This is a genomic window from Rhodococcus sp. 15-2388-1-1a (genome assembly GCF_002259145.1).
In the GTDB taxonomy this organism is placed as follows: Bacteria; Actinomycetota; Actinomycetes; order Mycobacteriales; family Mycobacteriaceae; genus Rhodococcoides.
This window is the reverse complement of sequence record NZ_NPFP01000017.1, coordinates 92,144-113,530: the sequence shown is the minus strand read 5'-3', so window position 1 is coordinate 113,530 and position 21,387 is coordinate 92,144. Positions and strand designations below refer to the sequence as shown.

Here is a 21,387-nt window from a genome sequence, read left to right as displayed (position 1 = left end):
ATCACACGTCCTCGAGTCGAATTCCCTTCGTTTCCTTCATGAAGAAGCACGCGACACCGGTCAAGGCGGCCAGGAACATGATGTACACGCCGAACACCCAGCCCAGATCGAGGCCGAGGAAGAGTTGGTTGAGATAGGGCGCAGTTCCGCCGAACACCGCTACCGAGAACGAGTAGGCGAATCCGATCGCCTGCGTGCGGAGTCGGGTGGGAAAGCTCTCCGACAGTGTCGACGAGAGAATCGAAGCCGGGACTGCGATGACGAGCAGTGCGACCGTGGACGGGAGCAGCAACGTCCACCACTGCGTCGAGATCATCATCGTCAGCGGGATCTGCAGAACGAACATCGATACGGCGAAGGTGGCAAGCATCGGCCGGCGACCGATCGAATCCGAGAGACGACCGAAGAACGGCAAGGACACCAACGCAATCAACTGAGCGATGACGAGCATCCAGTACGCGGTGTCCGGATTCATCCCACGCTGCGTGATGGCGAAGGTCGACACGTACGAAGTCCAGGTGTAATGCGCCGCTGTGATTCCCGACGTCATCCCGATCATCAACACGATTGCCTTGACGACCGTCTTTCGTGCGATCGGCGCCTGCTTCACCTTGTTCTGCTCCGAATCGAAGACGTCGCTCTCGTCCATGTTCTTGCGCAGGTACAACGCGAACAGTGCCAGAAGTGCGCCGAGCAAGAACGGGATACGCCAACCCCATTGGCCGACAGCCGATTCGGACAGTGTCGAGGTGATGACGCCACCTACCGTGTATGCCAGCGCCGAGCCACCGAAGATCGCGACGAATGCAACGCTTCCCCACATCCCGCGTCGGTTCGGTGGCGCGATCTCGCCGACGTACGAGTAGGCCGTCGCCGACTCGCCGCCGTGCGCGAAACCCTGCATGACGCGTGCGAGCAACAGCAGTACCGATGCCCAGGCCCCGATGGCCCCGTAGGTGGGCATGATGCCGATCAGCAGGCTTCCGGCCGCCATCATCAGCATGGTGGTGACGAGAACGAACTTGCGCCCCTTCTTGTCTGCGATCCGGCCGAACACGATGCCGCCGAGCGGGCGCATCAGGAATCCGACGGCGAACACCGCCAACGTGGACAGTAGGGCCGAGACCGGATCGGTCTGGCTGAACATCGCCGCGGCGATGAACGGTGCGAAGACCGCGTAGGCGCTCCACTCGTACCACTCGAGTACGTTGCCGATCGTGCTGGCGAACAACGACTTCTTCCGCGAGGAGATGTCCGGTGTCGAGCGGGTGTCGCGGGGTGATCCGACGGTCATGAGGTTCCACTTTCGCTCGAGTGAGTCTGTGCTGAAACAGGTTTGAGTGCTGCGCGGCGAATCTTGCCGGTCTGCGTCTTGGGCAGCTCGTCGATGATGTGTATGTCTTTCGGACGTTTGTAGGCAGCGAGGCGATCGCGCGCGAAGGCCATCAGCTCGTCCGTGGTCACGGCCGAGCCACTGCGGACCGACACGTACGCGACGACGGATTCCCCTTGATAGGCGTCGGGACGACCGACCACGGCTGCCTCGAACACCATCGGGTGCTCGTAGAGGGCGTCCTCGACCTCCCGGGGCCAGACCTTGTATCCGGAGACGTTGATCTGGTCCTTCAGCCGGTCGACGAGGTAGACCCATCCCTGTTCGTCGATGATCGCCACGTCTCCGGTGTGCAGGCGACCTCCGGGCATCGTCGACGCCGATGCCTCCGGGTTCTGCCAGTAACCCGAGACCACCTGCGGCCCGGACACTTCCAGCTCGCCGGCGACTCCCGGCTCGGTGGGTAACCCGGTGGGGTCGAGGGTGCGCAGCTGCACGCGAGGAAGCGCAAGTCCGACGGACAACGAGCCACTCGACGCGTCCACCGGTGCCCGGAGTCCGGGCGGCACCGCGATCACGCCTGCGGTGGTCTCGGTCATTCCGTATGCATTGTGGATGTAGCACCCGAACTTCGCCTCGAACGCGGAGACGGTGGCCGGAGGAATGGGCGCACCGCCCGAGTAGAGCGCCTTGACCGAGGCGAAATGTCTGCGGTCCACGCCCGGGCTCTCGGAGATCGCGTTGAACACGGTGATGGACCCGATGGTGTATGTGACCCGATGCTCGACGAACGCGTCCAACGTGACGCCTGCGTGGAAGCGGTGAGCGAACACGAGCAAGCAGTCGCGCACCAGAGCCACCGCAGCGTCGAGCATGGCCCCGGTGATGTGGAACAGCGGGGCGACGGCGAACACGACGTCGCCGTCCTCCATTCCCACACGCTCACCGAAGTCCGTGGCTGTCGCCAACGCGTTGGCGTGCGAGATCCGAGCGCCCTTGGGCGGCCCCGTGGTTCCGGAGGTGTAGGCCAACAGCGCAAGATCGTCCGGCTGCGGTGCGAATTCGTCCATCACGCGACCTCGGTAGGCCTCGACGAGGCCGAGCAGGTCGTTCTCGGGCGTCGGCGTGATGCGCGTCGTCGCGTCGAACACACGCGGATCGTTACGAGTCTGTAGATCCAGTCCGCTGATGCTCACGAAGAACCGAATCGTGCTGCCCTGCAACGAGGTTTCGAGCGCGACGAGATCCGACTCGTCGCACACGAGGGCGACGGGCTCCGCGTCGTCGAGCAGGTGGCGCAGTTCTCTGTTGCGGTACATCGGATTCAGGATCAGAGCCACGGCGCCGACCTTCCACAGCGCCAAGAACGTCAGGGCGTAGTGGGGAACGTTCTGCAGATAGATGCCGACGCGGTCGCCGCGGGTAACTCCGCGGTCGACGAACGCGGCGGCGAGAGCGTCGGTGGCCTCGTCGACCTCGCGGGCGGTGAGAACGCAATCGAAGTACGCCAGCGCGGGCCGATCGGGCGACCGGAGCACCCGGGCACGCCAGGCATCGAGGATGGTGAGGGGCATCGAGGACTCTTTCGATCGAACGTTGGCCTGGCCGAGATCGACCGACCGAGCACTCGCTCGGTCGACACTCCGTAGTGTTACGGATCACAGAACAAGTGTCAACCGGGTGCTTCCGGGACCACACCCGCCGCCCGGCCATCTACGGTGGGCGCATGACCGCGACCTCCACCTGGCGAACGTACGAGGGCTCGAACCTCTCCCCTGCCTTGTCGTCGGCGTTGAACACGTTCGTGGAACAGGGCTACCACGGCACATCGGTGCGGCAGATCGCGGCGGGAGCCGGACTGTCGGTTCCCGGTCTGTACCACCACTTTCCGTCGAAGCAGGCTCTACTGGTCGGCATCATGGACGCGTCGATGGACGAGCTGTTGGAACGAACTCGATCGGCAGAGGCCGGTGCCGGCTCGTCGCCGAGTGACCGTTTCGACGCAGTGGTCGAATCCCTGCTGCTGTTCCACATCCACAGGCGCGACGCCGCCTTCGTGTGCTCGACGGAAATCCGCAGCCTCGATCCGGCGAATCGCGACGCCTACATTTCCAAACGCGACGAGGAACAGCGGCTGCTCGACGCGATCGTCGCCGCCGGTGTCGATGCAGGCCTGTTCGACACTCCGCACCCGAGGGATGCCAGTCGAGCCGTCACGACGATGTGCGTCGGCGTCGCCACCTGGTACCGCCCCGACGGGCCACTGCCTCCGAGCGAGCTGGTGGCGGTCTATCTCGACATTGCCCGTCGTACGGTCGGAGCAGCGACCGGCGAGTAGGAGTAGCTGCCCCGGACTCCTTGACCCGACCGAGCGATTGTGTCAACCTTCCAGAGACCGAGCGAGTGCTCGGTCGGTACCGGAATGGGAGCGCATCGTGGCCATCGATCTGACGTACGACCCCGACATCGAGAAGCTGATCGATCGGACGCGCACGTTCACCCGCCATCACGTGCTTCCCATCGAAGACCGATTCCTGGGCAACATCGCCGACGCCGGTGGCGACGAGCTGCGCATAGAGATGCAAGCGGCCGCGAGGGACGCGGGCGTGTTCGCGCCGCACGCGCCGGTCGAATACGGCGGTCACGGACTGTCGATGAGCGACCGCGCGCCGGTGTTCGAGGAAGCCGGCTACTCGCTGTTCGGCCCGATCGCCCTCAACCTCGGTGCCCCCGACGAGGGGAACGTCCACATGCTCGCTCACATCGCGTCGGCAGCGCAGAAGGAGCAGTTTCTCGCTCCGCTCGCGCGCGGCGACATGCGGTCTGCGTTCGCGATGACCGAACCCGCGCCGGGTGCCGGTTCCGATCCCGCGGCACTCACCACCGCCGCCGAGCGAGTCGAGGGCGGCTGGAAGATCAACGGACACAAGTGGTTCATCACCGGCGCCGACGGTGCAGGCTTCTTCATCATCATGGCCCGTACCTCCGGCGCGCCCGGTGATCGCGGCGGGGCAACGATGTTCCTCGCCCCCGCCGACACCGCGGGCATCAGGGTCGGCCGGCACATCGGCACTCTGGACAAAGCGATGATCGGCGGTCACTGCGAGGTGTTCTTCGAGAACGTGTTCGTGCCCGACGAGAACGTGCTCGGGGCCGTCGACGAGGGATTCGCCTACGCCCAGGTGCGTCTGGGGCCCGCCCGCATGACGCACGTGATGCGCTGGCTCGGGGCCTCCCGCCGTGCGCACGACATCGCCGTCGCGCAGGTGGCCCGGCGTGAAGGGTTCGGCGGAAAGCTCGGCGATCTCGGCATGGTGCAGAAGATGGTCGCGGACAACGAGATCGACATCGCCGCCACCCGCGCGCTCCTGATGGTGGCGTGCTTCGAGTTGGATCGAGGTGGGCACGCGGGCAACGAGACGTCGATCGCGAAGACGTTCGCGGCCGAGGCCATCTTCCGCATCGTCGACCGCAGCATCCAGATGTGTGGTGGCCTCGGGGTGTCCGACGATCTCCCACTGGCCAGGCTCTCACGCGAAGTGCGCCCGTTCCGCGTCTACGACGGCCCGTCCGAGGTTCACCGGTGGGCCATCGCCAAACGGACGATCGGTGCAGCCAAGCGCGCAGCGCGGGAGGCACAGTCGTGAGCGAACTGCCGGGCATGAATCGCGATGCGCTGGAACGGTTCCTGCGAGGCAACGGTATCGAGGTCGACGGAGAACTGTCGGTCGAGATGATCAGTGGTGGCCGATCCAATCTCACCTACAAGGCGTACGACGACTCCTCGACCTGGGTCGTTCGCCGCCCTCCCACGAGTGGGCTGACGCCCTCGGCGCACGACATGGCCCGCGAGTGGGCCGTCACGGAAGCCCTTGCATCCACCGATGTTCCGGTTGCCACGACCGTCGCGTTCGATCGGGACGGTTCTGCGTTGGGTGCGCCCATGACCGTGGTGGAGTTCGTCCCGGGTCGAGTCGTTCGTAGCCGCGAGGATCTTGGCGATCTGACGGATGCGCAGGTCACCGAGAACGCCGCCGAGTTGGTCCGAGTGCTCGCCAGGCTGCATGCCGTCGACCCCGACGCCGTGGGCCTCGGCAGCTTCGGCCGACCCGACGGGTTCGTCTCGCGGCAGGTCGCCACGTGGGCTCGGCAGTGGGAGCGAGTCAAGACTCGCGACCTGCCCGATGTCGAACGATTGCATCGTGCGCTCGAAGCGTCGGTACCGGCAGGATCTGCGTCGTCCATCGTGCACGGTGACTATCGGGTCGACAACACCATTCTCGCCGTCGATGACGTCGGTTCCGTTGCTGCGGTGGTGGACTGGGAGATGTCCACGCTCGGTGACCCACTGACCGATGTTGCTCTGATGTGCATCTACCGCCAACCGGTCTTCGATGCAGTCCTCGGCGCCGACGCTGCGTGGACGAGCGATCGGTACCCCTCCGCGGCCGACCTCGCGCAACACTATGCAGTGGAATCCGGTCGAGAACTTCATGATTGGGGCTTCTACCTCGCCCTCGCCAACTTCAAGCTCGGAGTGATCGGCGAGGGAATCACCTACCGCGCGCTGTCGGGCTCCGACACCGGGGCCGGTGCAGGCAAGGCCGCGGAGGCCACCGGGGAGTTCATCGCAGCCGGGCTACGAGCACTCGCAGGAACCACCGACTGACGCGGAACCCTCTGTCAGGCGGGCTCTCTCATCACGCCGACATGGCGGACGGTACCCGAGACACCAGGAAGCTCGCGAGGCTCGGACCAGGTGTTCAACCCGTCCGTACTGTCGGAGTAGAAGTACTTCCGGTTGGTGTAGTCGTCGTAGTACAACCGCCATGTGCCGTCGGGCAACTCGATGACCGCCGGACCTTCTTTCAGTGGTCCGAAATCGCGGGTGGGAACGACGGTGTAAGGCCCGATCAACGACGGTGCCGTCCAATGCTCGATGACCTTGTGGGTCTCGTTCTTGGTGAACGCGTGGTAAGTCGGCCCCACTTTGACCACCGTGGTGTCGATGTGGTCCGCTCCGATGCCGACGAACGGAACCGGGAAGCTCCACATCCTCAGGCCCGGATCCATGGCCGTCATCAGATACGGCACGAACCCGCCGCCGGTCGACAGCGAGACGATGATGCTCACGCGGTCGCCCTCGACGAACCACTCGGGTGCCCATGCCTTCGTGGTGAACGGAGACAATGACGGTCCGTCCGAGAAGCCGGCCGATCCGCTGAATCCGGGAGGGCTGGCCGATCCGGTACCGGCTCCGGTGCCCGGCAGGAAAGCGCAGCAGAACGGGATCGGGAAGTTCTGCAGGAAAGTCCAGTTCACGCGGTCACTGCTGCGCGCGAAGCCGACGTTCGCGCCGCCGCCGGTCGTGTACGTCGCGTAGTACATCCCGTCGGTGTGCCGGAATATGCTCGCATCGCGAACCACCCCGGACGGAGGTCGGTAGGCCGATGTCTGCAGTGCTGTGAAATCGGTGCCGTCGCTGGACTCGTAGACATCCATGTCTCGATCGCTGTCGTTGCTGAAGGCCACCATCGTGTAGCGCCACGCGGAGGGTGCAGCGGCACCGGTTCCTGCAGCGGAGAACAGCAGTCCGGCGACAGCCAGGATCACCATCGGTACGACGAGCAGGAACCTGCGCACGGTCGATATCACCGAAGCAGTATGTCCGACGCATACGCACCATGCGTACCTTTGGTAACAGATACAACAGATTGCTACCGATGTTGTTATGAATGCGAAATGTACTGAGTAACGGGCTTGGCCTGGTACATCTCGTGATCGGCATCGTCGAGGATGTCCAGAGCACTTCGAGTGTCGTCACGGTCGACGGTGACGACACCGATGCTCGCCGCCACCGTCAACACCCGCCCCGCGGTCGTGATGGGTGTGGCGAATTCGGCACGAACATCGTCGGCCTCGGTACCCACGCAACTCGAAACGACCGCCACGAACTCGTCGCCCCCGATACGACCCACGAAGGCATCGGCGGGGAGAGCACGCGTCAGACGGTGTGCGACCACCCCCAGGACGGCGTCGCCGACGGTATGACCGTGCAGATCGTTGATGGTCTTGAAGTTGTCGAGGTCGATGAACAGAACGGCCATGGAGTCCTCGCGATCGGGCTTGGCCAGCTGTTCGTCCAGGCGAGCCAGGATCAACGGTCTGTTCGGCAGACCGGTCAGGTCGTCGTGCGTCGCTGCATGCTCGAGCTTCATGCTCATCCGGTAGGTGTCGGTGATATCGACGAACGTCGCCACGACGGAGGGGTTCGGGTCGCCCGCGGTGAGCATCGTCGCCGTCAACGACAGCCAGAAGTTCCGGCCGTCCCGGCGACGTTCGATCCCGATCACCGCCTGGCAGGGCTCGCCGGTTTTCCTGGTGACGGCGACGGGATGCTCGAACGGGTGGATCGGCCCTTCGTCGGTGCCGTACACCCGGAACGGAAGAACCGACGCCTGTCCTGCAGTCGCCACTCCGACCTGGATGTCCAGAATGGTCTTCGCAGACAGATTCGCCGATTCGATTCGGCCGGTGTGATCGAGAACGACGACACCCGCCTCCAGAGATTCCACGACCGCGGTGAAATGATCCTCGACTCTGCGCACGGCACTCTGGTCGGCACAGACCAGTACGTAGCCGTCGGGCATCTGGGCGGCGGACACGATCACCGCGAGCGCAGACCCGTCCGCACGCCGATGGGAATCGCACAGCCTCCCGCCCACAGCGAGAATCGCGGCCGGATCGCATGGCACCCCGACGGCCGTCGAGACCTCACGACCGAGCACGTCCGCTGCCGGTCGCCCGTAGACCGACTCCGCAGCAGGATTCCAGCTCGACACCAGACCGTCGGCGGACACACCGATGATCGCATCGCTGACGTGCTCGACCAGAGCGGCTTGCTTCTGCAGCGCCTTCTGCGCGGCCTTGTGTTCGGTGAGGTCCCGAAGAATGACCTGGTACGCCGGCTCACCGTTCCACACGGTGCGCACCGATACCGCTTCCATCGTCAGCGTCGTCCCGTCGAGGGCCAGCACCGTTGCTTCCGACGCGGCGCTGGCGGCGCCGTGAGAGTCGAGGGCGGAGATCCGTTCGAGCATGGGGCCGACCGATTCCGCGGCGATGAACTTCGTGATCGGATGCCCGATGACGTCCGCTGCATCCTCGGCACGCAGATACCGCATCCCGGCGGGATTGAGGTAGACGAGGATGCCTCGTCGATGTACGCCGATCGCGTCCGGTGAATGCTCGACGAGAACCCGGTAGCGATCGGCGAGACCGGGCGACGCGGGACGCGATCGAGGGTCGTCGACGTCATCACGCTCCCCTGGAGCCATGCTCGGTCCTCGCGATCGTAGACGGACGGTCAACACCCGATTGAACCACTTACCAACGTGCCGTTGGCGACTCACGTCCGTTTCGGACTGTATGTCCCGCTTTCCGACTGGACCTGATGCCGGTTTGGAGGGCTAAATCAAGGAGCGAGCCGAGTCCGGTTTCGCGAACCTCGAAAGAAACGGATTTCCACGATGAGCTCTCATGGCATCGACATCACCGGGATCGGCGCACTGTCCGGCTACGGCTGGGGCGCATCCGCCTTGTGGGACGGCCTGTCCACGGGCAAAGCGGCGGCCACGCTGCACCACGACCTCACCCGACCGGGACAGAATCCGGTCTGGTTGGCGAAGGTCCCCGACGGCGGGGACCGGAGCGACGGCACCAGCCGATTCGGACGGGCACTGCGCGGGGCAGCGCGGGAGGCAATCGACGACGCGATGGCGCGGGGCTGGCAGCCCGGCCGACGAGTGGGTCTCATCCATGCCGTCGTCCTGGGTGAAGTGGACGAGTGGCGTAACTTCTATCTGCGCGACGGCGGAGAACGCCGTGTTCGTGACTATCTGACGCTGATGCCGTCGACCCCGGTGTCCCTGCTGATGCAGGAATACGGCTTTCACGGCCCGGCCATGAACGTCTCGGCGATGTGCGCGTCGGGCAATGCGGGTCTGCTCACCGCCAAGATGTGGCTCGATACCGGATTCGTCGACGACGTGGTGTTCGTCGCCACCGATCTGTCCCTGACTCCGGAGAACATCGACCACTTCGTCGAGCTCGGCGTCGGTGTGGTCGACGTGGAGCCGCAGGATGGCTGCCGACCGTTCCAAGAAGGCAGCCGCGGGTTCGGAATGGGCGAGGCCGCGACGGCCTTCGTTCTGTCGACGCGCAGTTCGGCCTCGTACGCACGGGTGCTCGGCGGCTCGATGACACACGACGCGTTTCATGCCACGTCGATCGACCCTGCGCTCACCCAGGTGCGGGCCTGCTTCGAGCAGGCGTTGGTCGACGCGGACGTCACTGCCCAGCAGGTGCGGTATCTCAACGCCCACGGACCCGGCACCGCACAGTGCGATGCGGCAGAAACCACCATGTTGGAAACGGTGCTGGACTCCCACGCGCAGGTGTATTCGGTGAAGCCGCTGACGGGACATTGCCAGGGTGCGGCGTCGGCTGTCGAAACCATCTCTGCGGTCATGGGATTCGAGCGCGGACTCGTGCCTGCCGCCCCGCAGGTCTCCGATGCCCATCCCCTGCTGCTCGACGGATTCACCACTGCCGAGCCAGGGTTGACCATGAAATCGTCATTGGGAATGGGCGGACACAACTCGGTGGTGGTACTGGCTCCTGCATGAGCTGCATTCGTCGAGCCGGCAGCCCGCGTATCGCAGGCGGCCGGCTCGACGTGCAGACGTCAGACCTGAGCTGTGTTGCCGCAGATTCCGCATTCCTCGAACTCGACTCGCTTCCAGCGCGCGACCGGAACGAAGAACAGCGTGAATTGCTGGTATTGCTTCATCCGCGCCCACTGGGTGGTGTTGTGGCACCGCGGACAGTTGCGGGTTGCCCCTTGGCCGATGTGTTTACGCTTGCTGCCGAAGCCGAAGAGAAGGAACATGACACCAGCCTAGGGGCCCCGACTCCGTCAGCTCGCGATCATGCCGTGTGGATCGATGACGAACTTCTGCGCGACTCCACTGTCGAATTCACGGTAGCCCCGCGGTGCGTCGTCGAGCGAGATGACCGTTGCGTTCACTGCCTTCGCGATCGAAACACGGTCCTTCAGAATCGCATTCATCAACTCACGGTGATAGCTCATCACCGGGCACTGCCCCGTGGCGAACGACAGTGACTTCGCCCAACCGGTACCGAGACTGAGCGAGAGTGCGCCGCGCTGGGCAGCCTCGTCCACACCGCCCGGGTCCCCGGTCACATACAGTCCGGGAATACCGATGCCCCCGCCCGCCGTGGTGATGTCCATCAGCGAGTTCAGGACGGTTGCCGGTGCTTCGTGGGACGAATCTCCTCCGTGACCGCGGGCCTCGAAGCCCACGGCGTCCACCGCCGCGTCGACCTCGGGCACCCCGAGGATCTGTTCGATCTGATCCTGCGGAGCTCCCTTGCCCACGTCGACGGTCTCGCAACCGAACGTTCGCGCCTGGGCCAAACGATCGGCGTTCATGTCGCCGACGATCACCACCGATGCGCCCAGAAGTTGCGCGCCGACCGCGGCAGCGAGGCCCACCGGGCCTGCACCCGCGATGTACACCGTCGCACCGGGTTTCACCCCTGCGGTCACCGCTCCGTGAAATCCGGTCGGGAAGATGTCGGAGAGCATGGTCAGGTCCAGGATTTTCTCCATGGCCTGGTCGCGATCCGGGAACTTGAGCAGGTTGAAGTCCGCATAGGGTGCCATGACGTACTCGGCCTGGCCGCCCACCCAGCCGCCCATGTCCACGTAGCCGAATGCCGAGCCCGGTCGATCGGGATTGACGTTGAGACAGATTCCGGTCTTGCGCTCCTTACAGTTTCGGCACCGGCCGCACGCGATGTTGAACGGTACGGAGCAGATGTCGCCGACCTTCAGGAATTCGACGTCTCGGCCGACCTCGACGATTTCGCCGGTGATCTCGTGACCGAGCACCAGTCCCTCGGGCGCAGTCGTGCGCCCACGAACCATGTGCTGATCACTACCGCAGATGTTGGTCGAGACGACCTTCAGGATCACTCCGTGCTCGCATTTGCGTCCGACGTTGGCCGGGTTCACTCCAGGTCCGTCGGTCAACTCCAGGCCGGGAAAAGCGATGTCCTGAACCTCCACCTTGCCCGGTCCGGCGTACGTCACTGCGCGATTGTCTGCCATGAGTTCTCCTCTTCGTCGAGTGAGCTGGGTGACCAGCGGGCCGGGATCATGGATCCGATCAGCTCGTGTGGCCCGTGTCACACCAGTATGCACAGATCCGAATAGGTGCGTTGTCGAGGAACTCGAATCGACGCGAGCGGACACCCCGCGAGACTCTTCGCCTCGCGTTCGATGAACCGATGCGTCCCACGCACTTGACGCAACGCGATGTTAGCGCTCACACTGTGTTGCACACGTCACAGCGGGTGGCACTACTAAGGAGATCTGGATGCCGGTTGACCGTTACACGGTGGGAGTCGATTTCGGCACGCTCTCCGGCCGGGCCGTCGTCGTCCGGGTCTCGGACGGTGCCGAGATCGCCTCTGCCGTGCACGATTACCGTCACGCGGTGCTCGAAGAGACACTGCCTGGCGGCACGGTCCGATTGCCCGACGCGTGGGCACTGCAGGTACCCGACGACTATCGCGACGTCCTGCGTCGTGCGGTCCCGGCTGCGCTGGCTGCCGCCGGCGTCGAACCCGAGCAGGTGGTCGGCATCGGTACCGACTTCACCGCGTGCACCATGGTCCCCACCTACGCCGACGGCACTCCGTTGTGTGAGGATCCGCGCTTCGCCGATCGACCGCACTCGTACGTGAAATTGTGGAAACACCATGCAGCACAGGCGCAGGCGGACCGCATCAACGATCTCGCTGCGCGTCGCGGAGAGAGTTGGCTCCCTCGCTACGGCGGACTGATCTCCTCGGAATGGGAGTTCGCCAAGGCGCTGCAGATTCACGAGGAAGATTCCGAGATCTACGACGCGATGGACCGATGGGTCGAAGCGGCCGATTGGATCGTCTGGCAGCTCTGCGGACACTACGTACGCAACGCGTGCACCGCCGGATACAAGGGCATCTATCAGGACGGGCACTACCCGTCCGTGGACTTCCTCACCGAACTGGCACCGGACTTCGGTTCCTTCGTCGCCGACAAACTCGATCAGCCGCTGGGCGAGTTGGGTTCGTGCGCAGGTACGTTGACCGCCGAGGCTGCGCAATGGACCGGACTGCCGGAGGGCATCGCCGTCGCTGTCGGCAACGTCGATGCGCACGTGACGGCACCCGCGGCCGGCGCGGTCGAACCGGGGCGGATGGTCGCCATCATGGGAACCTCGACATGCCATGTGATGAGTTCGACCGTTCTGAAGGAAGTTCCCGGCATGTGCGGGGTGGTGGACGGCGGAATCATCGCCGGATCCTTCGGCTACGAGGCGGGCCAGAGCGGCGTCGGTGACATCTTCGGATGGTTCACGCGCACCTCGGTACCCGCGTCCTACAGCGAGGCGGCGGCCGCGGCAGGTGAGTCGGTACACGAACACCTGACTCGGCTCGCGCAGATGCAGGACGTGGGTGAGCACGGGCTCGTCGCGCTCGACTGGCACAGCGGGAACCGGTCGGTCCTGGTGGACCACGAACTTTCCGGGCTCGTCATCGGAACCACGTTGGCGACACGCCCCGAGGACACCTACCGAGCGCTGCTCGAGGCCACGGCATTCGGAACCCGCGTCATCGTCGAAACGTTCCGCAACAGTGGAGTTCCGGTCGAGGAGTTCGTGGTGGCGGGTGGTCTGGCCCGCAACCCGCTGCTCATGCAGATCTACGCCGATGTGTTGCGAATGCCGTTGTCGGTCATCGCGTCTGCCCAGGGCCCGGCCCTGGGATCCGCCATTCATGCCGCGGTGGCCGCCGGGTGCTATTCCGATGTGCCCGTCGCATCGAAATCGATGGGCAAGGTACGTCGGGCCGCATTCGTACCCGACGAATCGCGATCGAAAGCCTACGACGCACTCTTCGAGATCTATCTGGAGTTACACGATCGATTCGGCCGAGACGTGCCGACCATGCGCCGCCTCCGAGCGCTCCGACGTGACGCACTGACGCGAAAGGTGGATGCATGATGACCGTCGTCGACGACGTACGCGAAGTCATCGAGGAGATCCGCCGCGACGTATGCACCCTGCACGCCGAGCTGGTGCGATACGGCCTGGTCGTGTGGACGGCAGGCAACGTCTCGGCGAGGGTCCCCGGCCGGGACCTGATGGTCATCAAGCCCAGTGGCGTCTCCTACGACGACCTCACGCCCGGCAACATGGTGGTGTGCGATCTGCACGGCAGGGTGGTCGAGGGTGACCATGCACCGTCCTCGGACACCGAGGCGCAGGCCTATGTCTACCGGCACCTCGAACACATCGGCGGTGTGGTGCACACACATTCGCCGTATGCGGTGGCGTGGGCGGCCCGAGGAGAACCCATTCCGGTCGTCACCACGATGTGCGCAGACGAATTCGGCGGAGACATTCCGGTCGGCCCCTTCGCGGTGATCGGCGACGACTCGATCGGACGCGGCATCGTCGATACCCTCGCCGACAGTCGATCTCCGGCGATCCTCATGCAGAACCACGGTGTCTTCGCGGTCGGCCCATCCGCCCGATCCGCGGTGAAGGCCGCGGTCATGTGCGAGGACGTCGCCCGATCGGTACACCTGGCGTATCAACTGGGACAACCACTTCCCATTCCGAGCTCGAAGGTCGACGCACTCTACGACCGTTACCAGAACGTCTACGGCCAGCGCTGACCGGCGCGCCGAATTCTCTTTCCACGGAGGTACCCCCATGTCCGAAATATGGTTTCTCACCGGTAGCCAAAGCCTCTACGGCCCCGAGACCCTCGAGCAGGTAGCAGTTCAGTCTCGCGAGATCGCGGACAAACTCGATGCGGCACTGCCCGTCTCGGTGGTCTGGAAGCCGGTGCTGCTCGACGCGTCGTCGATCCTGCGCTGCATGCGCGAGGCGAACGCCGCCGACGAATGCGTGGGCGTCGTGACCTGGATGCACACCTTCTCCCCCGCCAAGATGTGGATTGCCGGACTCGACGCGTTGGACGTTCCGCTGCTGCACCTGCACACGCAAGCCGGAATGTCGTTGCCGTGGTCGACGATCGACATGGAGTTCATGAACCTGAACCAGGCCGCCCACGGCGACCGCGAGTTCGGGCACGTCGAATCTCGGGTGGGTGTTCTGCGCACGATCGTGGCAGGCCACGTCGACAATCCCGCGGTGATCGAGCGTGCGGAGCAGTGGGTGCGAGCAGCTCTCGGTCGCGCGGAGCTGAGGTCGTTGTGCCTGGCTCGTTTCGGCGACAACATGCGCGACGTCGCAGTGACGGAGGGCGACAAGGTCGAAGCGCAGTTGCGATTCGGGGTGTCCGTCAACACCTACGGAGTCAACGACCTGGTCGAGGTCGTGGACGGTGTGAGCGATTCGGCCGTGTCGGACCTCGTCGACGAATACCGGTCGCTGTACGACATCGCACCGAGCCTCGACAAGGGCGGTGACCGCCACGACTCGCTTCGGTACGGTGCCCGCGTCGAAGCCGGACTGCGGCAGTTCCTCACCGAGGGTGGATTCAAGGCCTTCACCACCAACTTCGAGGATCTCGGTGGGCTTCGCCAATTGCCCGGACTCGCGGTGCAGCGCCTGATGGCCGACGGCTACGGCTTCGGCGGTGAGGGCGACTGGAAGACCTCGATGCTGTTGCGCGCCATGAAGGTGATGGCCGAGGGCCTCGACGGTGGAACGTCGTTCATGGAGGACTACACCTACAACCTCGTCCCGGGGGCGGAGAAGATCCTCGGCGCACACATGCTCGAGGTGTGCCCCTCGACCACCACCTCCCGGCCCACCCTGGAGATCCATCCACTGTCCATCGGCGGCCGCGAAGACCCCGTCCGCCTGCGCTTCACCGCCGATCCAGGCCACGGCGTTGTGGTCGGACTCTCGGACGTCGGTGAACGATTCCGGTTGACGGCCAACGTGATCGACGTCGTCGAGCCCGACGAGGCTCTCCCGAAGCTGCCGGTCGCCTGCGCCGTATGGGAACCGCAGCCCTCACTCGCGGTGTCAGCGGAATCCTGGCTGACGGCCGGGGCACCCCACCACACAGTTCTGAGTACCGCGATCGGTTTGCCTGTGCTGGAGGCATTCTCGGACATGATCGGGGTCGAGTTGCTCACCATCGATTCCGCAACCACGACACGAGGATTCCAACAGACACTGCGCTGGAACGCGGCCTACCACCGACTGGCGGCGAAGTTGTGAGGTCGTTTCTCCGAACGCCGGTCACCCGTGCCGTCGGCGATATTCCTGTTCGGCTCCGGGGTGGAGCGGGATGCTGCCGGTCATGACCAGCGACCGCGCGTCGAGAAATTGGCTGCCGATCGCCTGACCGGGTACCAGCCCGGACGACTGATCGAGAAGCACACCCACCAGTGCAGCGACGACGCGGTCCGGCACGTCCGGATGTGCCAGGAGAAGATTCGGAATGCCGACGGTGGTCACCTCCGGATGTTCGCCGTACACGTTCGCCGGTACCAGCACGGCCTCGTACGCGGTACCGAATTCGCGTCTGAGATCAGCGACGACGGTGCCCAGATCGAGTAGACGAATCGCGGCTCGAGGCTGGGCAAACGCCGGAGTCGGCAACCCGCCCGCCCACATCACGGCATCGACTTCGTTGGCAGTCAGGGCATCTGCCGCCGAGCTCATCGACAGCTGAACCTGTTCGACGGCACCTGCTTCCGTCACACCCGCTGCGCGGAGGACTCGCTGAGATACTTCGGTGGCACCGGACCCCGGGGCACCGATGCTCACGTTTCGCCCTCGCAGATCGTCCATGGACTCGATGGCCGAGTCCGCGCGCACAGCCACTTGAAAGTAGTTCTCGTAGACGCACCCGACCGCCGCCAGATCTCCACTCGGGTGACTGTAGGCGGCGTCCATGAGCGTCAGGGCCAGCTCGGCCTGCCGAGAACCCAACGCCTCGAGGTTGTCGACGGAGCCGGCCGACGTGAGCGGAACGATCTGCGCTACATCGGTTTTCGCGGCAACGTCGGACAGCAATCCGGCGAACTCCCAGAAGAATCCGCCGACCTCGCCTGCCGCGAGGCGCAGCTGCATCGGCGGGTCCGACGCGCAGGCACCCACGGCGGCAGTGCCCAGGGCCAACAGACCTGCCCGCAGCGCCGTTCTACGCGAGAACGACGCTGCGGGCACGGCCATGTCAGTCACTGTAAGGCGTCGCAGGTCACTGGAACGCTCGACCCTGCTCTCGGTCGAGCACGGTCTCGGACTTGTTGCGCAGTACGAAGATGTACACCAGCAGCGAGATGGCGATCACGACGGTCACGTAGAGGATGAACCAACCCACGTGCCCGCCGTTCTTCGCAGCTTGGTAGATCAGTGGTGCTGTGCCGCCGAAGGCCGAGTTGGCGAGCGCGTATCCCAAGCCGACGCCGAGTGCGCGGACGTGCGAGGGGAACAGCTCTGCTTTGACGATCGCATTGATCGAGGTGTAGCCGGTGAGGATGACGTAGCCGACGCACACCAGTGCGAGTGACTGCACAACCGACGTCGCCGTCGGCAGGTAGGTGATGAGTACGTAGGTGTACAGCACGCCTCCGATACCGAAGAAGACGAGCAGCGGCTTGCGGCCCACCTTGTCACTGATCATTCCGCCGATGGGCTGCAGCAGCATGAGGAATACCAGGCCGGCGAGGTTGATCCAGGTACCGGTCATCCCCCGATCCTCGTACGCGGCCTTGACCATCGAGGGTGCGTTGACGCTGTAGGTGTAGAACGCGATGGTGCCACCGGCCGTCACCATGAAGCAGATCAGCAACGCCCGCCAGTGGTTGGCGACCAGCTCCTTCAAGGAACCGGAGGCTTTGTCCGCACCGCTGCGAACGGCGTCGAGTTGATCCTTGGTCAAGGATTCGTCCATGCTGCGGCGCAGCCAGAAGACCACCACTGCCGCGACTCCGCCGATGAAGAAGGCTATGCGCCAACCGAAGTCCTCGATCTGTTCGCGCTCGAGGAACACCTGCATCAGCAGCAGAGTCACCTGTGCGAGCACATGCCCACCGACGAGGGTGACGTATTGGAACGACGAGAAGAATCCCCGGCGCTCGCGCGTGGCGGCCTCGGACATGTACGTCGCCGACGCACCGTACTCACCACCGGTGGCGAAGCCCTGAACCAGCCGGCACATGATCAGGATCACGGCGGCCCATACGCCGATGCTCTCCCGTCCGGGAGTGAGCGCGATGACCAGCGAGCACGCCGCCATCATCGAGACGCTGAACGTCAGTGCAGCCCTGCGCCCGTTGCGGTCCGCGTAGCGGCCGAAGAACCACGACCCGACCGGTCGCATCAAGAACGTGACCGCAAAGATCCCGTACACGTAGATGGTGGAGTTCTTGTCGGCCGAGTCGAAGAACTGATTCTCGAAATACGTCGCGAAGACGGTGTAGACGTACACGTCGTACCACTCGACCAGATTTCCGGACGACCCCCGCAATGTGTTGAAGACGGCACGGCGGGTGGCAGCGCGAGAGGAAACGGGTGGACTCGGGAGCGTCGAACCGGTGATCGAGGTGGCCTCGTTGGCCATGGTTTGGTCCTTCCACATTCAGCGGGCAATTGGGCTGCCGGTCAACGATCGGCAACCGAAGCCTCCCTACTGTGACGGCAAGCACAGCCCCGAACCAAGCCGTTTCGGATTTCCTAACACTCCCTTAGGAAACGGCCTTCGGGAGCCGCAGTTCGATCCGTAGTCCCACCGGCCGACGCGCCATGACTCGAAGGGATCCGCCTGCTCGCTCGGTCAGGGCGTGGACGATCGACAGACCGAGACCGGTACCGTCGCCGTGCGCACTCGACGCTCGATAGAACCGATCGACGACCTTGGCGAGTTCGGCATCGGGCACACCGGGTCCGTTGTCGGACAACCACATCGTGATGTCCGCGTCACTGGTTCGGTAGCCGATCTCGATGCCGGACCCGGACCCGGCGTACTTGGTTGCATTGCTCAGCAGAGCGTCGAGGATCCGAGTCAGGTCGTCCTCGGACATCGCAACTCGACCATCCGTCTCGGCATTCGGCTCCGAGACGTGGACAGTCATTCCGGCGACCGCTATCGTGCTCGACCAGAATTCGACGCGATCTGCGACAACCGCACCGAGATCACACCCCGAAGATCGAGTGCTCGTCGGTGTTTCGGCAGCCGCGAGAACGAGCAGGTCTTCCACCACGGAGCTCAGGCGATCGACCTCGAGGGTGGTCCGTTGGTGCGCATCGGTTGCCGAATCCGGCACCCGCATTCCCAGCACGTCCATCCGAATTCGCAATGCTGCCAGTGGGTTCCGGAGAGCGTGGGCGGTGTCGGCCACCAATCGACGTTGCGCAGCGGTGGCGGCCTCGACGTCGTCGGCCATGGCCTCGAAGGCACTGGACAGCTCACGCACCTCCGGTGGCCCGACGTAGGGCACCGGCTCGAGGCGTTGCGATCCTTCGATAGACACCTGATCGTGGAACTTGTCGCCGAACGAATGGACTCGGGAGGACAATGCACTGAGCGGACGAACGACCCAGCGCGACAACGCAACAGCAATCGCCGCCACCGTCGCGAGAATCAGCATCGCACCGACAGCGATGACCACCCAGGCAAGTGCGACGTCCCTGCGCGCAGAATCGGTGGAGGCCTCGAGGACCACCGCGCCGTCCACTTGTGTTCCCCCACCGACCGGGGCGGCAATCAACACCGACGAATCCGACCACGGCGTCAGACTCGACGGTAGGTCGCCGCGCTGATTGCGCAACGCTCCTGCCACCGCCTGCTGAACGTCGGCACTCTGCAAGTCCATGCCGGACACCGCCCGCGCCTCTCCGGTGCGATCGACGACGGCGACGCCCTCGTCGTACAGACTGTTGTAGCGCTGCAACGATTCTCGGATACGTGCTACGCCGGATTCGTCTTCTCGCGAGCTCAGTTCTGCGAAGAACGATGCTGCAGCGGCCCGATTCTCGCCGAACCGTTGGGCCCGTTCGCGGCCGACCAACAGTGCGAGGGGAACCGACAGAGCAAGCACGACGACGGTGGAGTAGATCATCAACACCAACAGGACACGCCGCCGCACGTCAGGTATCCCAGCGGTAGCCGAAGCCGCGGATGGTGACGATGGCACCCGGGCGAGCGAGCTTGGAACGCAACGCCGTCATGTGGACGTCGAGCGTTCGTGAAATCGCGACATAGGCGTCACCCCAGATCGCGTCCATCAACTGTTCCCGGCTCACTGCTTCGCCGCGTCGCGTCACCAGATGGGCCAACAGGTCGAACTCTTTGGTGGTCAGCGCAACAGCGCGTCCGCCGACTTCGACGGCACGACCGGACAGATCGACGACGACGTCACCGAGTGTCAGCCTGTCCGCCGCGGGTTCGGTGGCCGCGCTTCGACGATGCGCGGCCACCTCGAGTCGCGCGTGCAATTCACCCAATCGAGCCGGCTTGACGACGTAATCGTCTGCGCCGCCGCGCAGAGCCCGTACCACCGAGCGCTCGTCGTCCCGTGCTGTCAATACCACCACCGGGACCGAACTGAGGGTCCTGAGCTTGCGCAGCGCCTCGAGACCATCCATATCGGGCAGTCCCAAATCGAGCAACACGACGTCCATCTCGTGATAGCCGAGCAGAAGGTCGGCACCGCGACGCATACGGACAGGCGCGTGTCCCACCTCGGTCAACGCGTCCACCAACGCATCACCGACCCCGTCGTCGTCCTCCACCACAGCTATACGCATCGACCTCAAGATAGGCCATCGTCGGAGTTGGACGAGTGCTGTTGGCTACGGGTCGGCACGCGCGCGCGGACGTGAGTGTTCAGGATCGGGTGTGATGCGCGGGATGCCGCCGGTGAGCGACGGTAGTGAACGCTCAGGTGCGGCCCGTGGGCGCACCCAGTTCGTCAGGCAGGGGCGCTCGCGCGAAGACCGGGTGCACGAGCGATATCGATGACCTGCTCGCGCGTCAACACGCCCCTGGCATTCACATCGATACGGGTGCCGTCGGTCGCGCGCGCAATGACGCGACTCGTGTCCTTGCTGTCCTGAATGTCGAGCACTGTTCCGTCGGCCTGCGTCGAGCGCTCGTCGACGACGCCCGCGAAGCACGGACCAGCGGGCTGATCGGACAACCCGACGGTGACTGTCAGCGTGCCGGTCCTATCGCCGGCGGTGACGGTTCCGAGCGCGTCGGCCTCGCCGTCCAACGACTGCCGTACCGCGACCGCGTCGAAGCCGAAGGTCGGTGCGAACGGTTCGGGTTCGACGGTCGCTCCGGTGGGTAGTGCCGCGATCAGGGCATCGGTCATCGCTCGTGCTTTGGCCTCGAACCTCCACGGCACCTCGGAAACGTCGGCGTCACCCTCGCTGACAAATGCGTAGTTCACTCGCACCAAATCCTCTGGCTGAACGACCTCCTCGCAACCTGGAATGACGACTGGGTCAGGCTGCGGTTCGTGCAACAGGCCGGCCACAATCGTGCCGACAGCAACGATCCCGACGATCACCGCAACCGTCGACCACACCGAGCCACGTGCGCCTGTCGATTTCATACAGTCCTTGCCATCTCGGGGTGTAGTTCTGCGCGCAGCGGGGCACACCCACATTGTCCAACCTTCGGCGACCCCTCGCCCCGACTTTGTGGAGACTTCATGACGATGCCGACCGATGCAAGCGATGCAGTCCCGTCCCACGGCAGCAACGACGGCCCGCGCGAACACACGGCCGAAACCGACGCGATCGAGGGCGCGCACGTGGACGACGAGAACGTGCCACATCCTCCCGAGAACGGGAACGAGCAGAGCTGATCCACGGGTCGACGGCCTGATCGGTTCATCGTCACGAACCCGTCCGCCGAGCAATGTCGCCGGTCGGCCCAGTCGTCGCCCCGACGCTGGGCGACCGTCGATTTCGAGGTCTTACCTC

The 21,387-nt window shown here is 64.6% G+C and carries 19 protein-coding genes; 8 read left to right on the top strand and 11 right to left on the bottom strand.

The features are described 5' to 3' along the window. Position 1 precedes the first annotated feature (1 nt). Both CH302_RS11430 and CH302_RS11425 read right to left on the bottom strand, forming a co-directional pair. Positions 2-1,294, bottom strand: a complete 1,293-nt coding sequence (locus CH302_RS11430) for an MFS transporter (protein ID WP_052047809.1) — start codon at positions 1,292-1,294, stop codon at positions 2-4. Continuing rightward, positions 1,291-2,907, bottom strand: a complete 1,617-nt coding sequence (locus CH302_RS11425; RefSeq protein WP_052047810.1) for a class I adenylate-forming enzyme family protein — start codon at positions 2,905-2,907, stop codon at positions 1,291-1,293. The genes CH302_RS11430 and CH302_RS11425 overlap by 4 nt, the downstream gene beginning before the upstream one ends. Before the next feature lie 152 nt (positions 2,908-3,059). Here CH302_RS11425 and CH302_RS11420 point away from each other — a divergent pair, with 152 nt between their 5' ends. From CH302_RS11420 to CH302_RS11410, 3 genes are all read left to right on the top strand, one after another. Further along, positions 3,060-3,671, top strand: coding sequence for a TetR/AcrR family transcriptional regulator (locus tag CH302_RS11420; RefSeq protein WP_037192353.1), 612 nt, complete (start codon positions 3,060-3,062; stop codon positions 3,669-3,671). A gap of 97 nt (positions 3,672-3,768) precedes the next feature. After that, positions 3,769-4,980 (top strand): acyl-CoA dehydrogenase family protein, encoded by a 1,212-nt coding sequence (locus CH302_RS11415; protein ID WP_037192355.1) that lies wholly within the window; start codon positions 3,769-3,771, stop codon positions 4,978-4,980. Beyond that, the gene (locus CH302_RS11410; protein WP_037192357.1) at positions 4,977-6,002 is read left to right on the top strand and encodes a phosphotransferase family protein; all 1,026 of its coding nucleotides are present in this window, start codon (positions 4,977-4,979) and stop codon (positions 6,000-6,002) included. The genes CH302_RS11415 and CH302_RS11410 overlap by 4 nt, the downstream gene beginning before the upstream one ends. Before the next feature lie 14 nt (positions 6,003-6,016). On the opposite strand, the gene CH302_RS11405 is transcribed toward CH302_RS11410, so the two are convergent. Together CH302_RS11405 and CH302_RS11400 are read right to left on the bottom strand one after the other, a co-directional pair. Then, complete coding sequence (locus tag CH302_RS11405; protein ID WP_052047829.1) at positions 6,017-6,949, bottom strand: arabinofuranosidase; 933 nt, start codon at positions 6,947-6,949, stop codon at positions 6,017-6,019. A 113-nt stretch (positions 6,950-7,062) separates the two neighbouring features. Beyond that, positions 7,063-8,670, bottom strand: a complete 1,608-nt coding sequence (locus CH302_RS11400) for a sensor domain-containing protein (protein ID WP_052047811.1) — start codon at positions 8,668-8,670, stop codon at positions 7,063-7,065. A 192-nt stretch (positions 8,671-8,862) separates the two neighbouring features. On the opposite strand from CH302_RS11400, the gene CH302_RS11395 reads away from it, so the two are divergent. Continuing rightward, a complete protein-coding gene (locus CH302_RS11395) occupies positions 8,863-10,020 on the top strand; it encodes a beta-ketoacyl synthase N-terminal-like domain-containing protein (RefSeq protein WP_037192360.1) in 1,158 nt (385 codons plus the stop codon). A gap of 59 nt (positions 10,021-10,079) precedes the next feature. Here CH302_RS11395 and CH302_RS11390 read toward each other — a convergent pair whose 3' ends face one another. Beyond that, complete coding sequence (locus CH302_RS11390) at positions 10,080-10,283, bottom strand: zinc-ribbon domain-containing protein (protein ID WP_037192361.1); 204 nt, start codon at positions 10,281-10,283, stop codon at positions 10,080-10,082. A gap of 27 nt (positions 10,284-10,310) precedes the next feature. Further along, a complete protein-coding gene (fdhA, locus tag CH302_RS11385) occupies positions 10,311-11,528 on the bottom strand; it encodes a formaldehyde dehydrogenase, glutathione-independent (RefSeq protein ID WP_037192364.1) in 1,218 nt (405 codons plus the stop codon). 268 nt (positions 11,529-11,796) lie between these two features. On the opposite strand from fdhA, the gene araB reads away from it, so the two are divergent. The 3 genes from araB to araA are packed head-to-tail and all read left to right on the top strand — an operon-like array spanning position 11,797 to position 15,666. Continuing rightward, on the top strand, positions 11,797-13,467 hold the full coding sequence (gene araB / locus CH302_RS11380) for a ribulokinase (protein ID WP_037192366.1): 1,671 nt from the start codon (positions 11,797-11,799) through the stop codon (positions 13,465-13,467). Beyond that, on the top strand, positions 13,467-14,144 hold the full coding sequence (locus tag CH302_RS11375) for an L-ribulose-5-phosphate 4-epimerase (RefSeq protein WP_037192368.1): 678 nt from the start codon (positions 13,467-13,469) through the stop codon (positions 14,142-14,144). Before araB ends, CH302_RS11375 begins: the two co-directional genes overlap by 1 nt. A gap of 37 nt (positions 14,145-14,181) precedes the next feature. After that, the gene (gene araA / locus CH302_RS11370; RefSeq protein WP_037192370.1) at positions 14,182-15,666 is read left to right on the top strand and encodes an L-arabinose isomerase; all 1,485 of its coding nucleotides are present in this window, start codon (positions 14,182-14,184) and stop codon (positions 15,664-15,666) included. Between the two features lie 21 nt (positions 15,667-15,687). On the opposite strand, the gene CH302_RS11365 is transcribed toward araA, so the two are convergent. The 5 genes from CH302_RS11365 to CH302_RS11345 all read right to left on the bottom strand — a co-directional run bounded on the left by CH302_RS11365 (position 15,688) and on the right by CH302_RS11345 (position 20,849). Further along, positions 15,688-16,626, bottom strand: a complete 939-nt coding sequence (locus tag CH302_RS11365) for a TAXI family TRAP transporter solute-binding subunit (RefSeq protein ID WP_037192532.1) — start codon at positions 16,624-16,626, stop codon at positions 15,688-15,690. Positions 16,627-16,651: 25 nt separating this feature from the next. Further along, entirely contained in the window at positions 16,652-18,016 is a 1,365-nt protein-coding gene (locus CH302_RS11360; RefSeq protein ID WP_037192534.1) for an MFS transporter, read from the bottom strand. 124 nt (positions 18,017-18,140) lie between these two features. Beyond that, positions 18,141-19,541 carry a sensor histidine kinase gene (locus tag CH302_RS11355; RefSeq protein ID WP_230596327.1) on the bottom strand — a complete coding sequence of 467 codons (1,401 nt, stop codon included), beginning with the start codon at positions 19,539-19,541 and terminating at the stop codon, positions 18,141-18,143. Position 19,542: 1 nt separating this feature from the next. Next, positions 19,543-20,202 (bottom strand): response regulator transcription factor, encoded by a 660-nt coding sequence (locus CH302_RS11350; protein ID WP_037192371.1) that lies wholly within the window; start codon positions 20,200-20,202, stop codon positions 19,543-19,545. 164 nt (positions 20,203-20,366) lie between these two features. Continuing rightward, positions 20,367-20,849, bottom strand: a complete 483-nt coding sequence (locus tag CH302_RS11345; RefSeq protein ID WP_141216630.1) for a hypothetical protein — start codon at positions 20,847-20,849, stop codon at positions 20,367-20,369. 264 nt (positions 20,850-21,113) lie between these two features. Between CH302_RS11345 and CH302_RS30015 the strand changes: the two genes are divergently transcribed. Next, positions 21,114-21,269: a hypothetical protein gene (locus CH302_RS30015; RefSeq protein ID WP_176460688.1), complete on the top strand. Its 156-nt coding sequence runs from the start codon at positions 21,114-21,116 to the stop codon at positions 21,267-21,269. The last annotated feature ends 118 nt before the right edge of the window (positions 21,270-21,387 follow it).

Bases quoted from the DNA above. Each gene is read 5' to 3' on its own strand.
- fdhA (WP_037192364.1), bottom strand. From the start codon at position 11,528: ATGGCAGACAATCGCGCAGTGACGTACGCCGGACCGGGCAAGGTGGAG.
- CH302_RS11395 (WP_037192360.1), top strand. From the start codon at position 8,863: ATGAGCTCTCATGGCATCGACATCACCGGGATCGGCGCACTGTCCGGC.
- CH302_RS11375 (WP_037192368.1), top strand. From the start codon at position 13,467: ATGACCGTCGTCGACGACGTACGCGAAGTCATCGAGGAGATCCGCCGC.
- CH302_RS11425 (WP_052047810.1), bottom strand. From the start codon at position 2,907: ATGCCCCTCACCATCCTCGATGCCTGGCGTGCCCGGGTGCTCCGGTCG.
- CH302_RS11400 (WP_052047811.1), bottom strand. From the start codon at position 8,670: ATGGCTCCAGGGGAGCGTGATGACGTCGACGACCCTCGATCGCGTCCC.
- CH302_RS11350 (WP_037192371.1), bottom strand. From the start codon at position 20,202: ATGCGTATAGCTGTGGTGGAGGACGACGACGGGGTCGGTGATGCGTTG.
- CH302_RS11420 (WP_037192353.1), top strand. From the start codon at position 3,060: ATGACCGCGACCTCCACCTGGCGAACGTACGAGGGCTCGAACCTCTCC.
- CH302_RS11390 (WP_037192361.1), bottom strand. From the start codon at position 10,283: ATGTTCCTTCTCTTCGGCTTCGGCAGCAAGCGTAAACACATCGGCCAA.
- CH302_RS11365 (WP_037192532.1), bottom strand. From the start codon at position 16,626: ATGGCCGTGCCCGCAGCGTCGTTCTCGCGTAGAACGGCGCTGCGGGCA.
- CH302_RS11360 (WP_037192534.1), bottom strand. From the start codon at position 18,016: ATGGCCAACGAGGCCACCTCGATCACCGGTTCGACGCTCCCGAGTCCA.
- CH302_RS30015 (WP_176460688.1), top strand. From the start codon at position 21,114: ATGACGATGCCGACCGATGCAAGCGATGCAGTCCCGTCCCACGGCAGC.
- CH302_RS11405 (WP_052047829.1), bottom strand. From the start codon at position 6,949: ATGGTGATCCTGGCTGTCGCCGGACTGCTGTTCTCCGCTGCAGGAACC.
- araA (WP_037192370.1), top strand. From the start codon at position 14,182: ATGTCCGAAATATGGTTTCTCACCGGTAGCCAAAGCCTCTACGGCCCC.
- CH302_RS11430 (WP_052047809.1), bottom strand. From the start codon at position 1,294: ATGACCGTCGGATCACCCCGCGACACCCGCTCGACACCGGACATCTCC.
- araB (WP_037192366.1), top strand. From the start codon at position 11,797: ATGCCGGTTGACCGTTACACGGTGGGAGTCGATTTCGGCACGCTCTCC.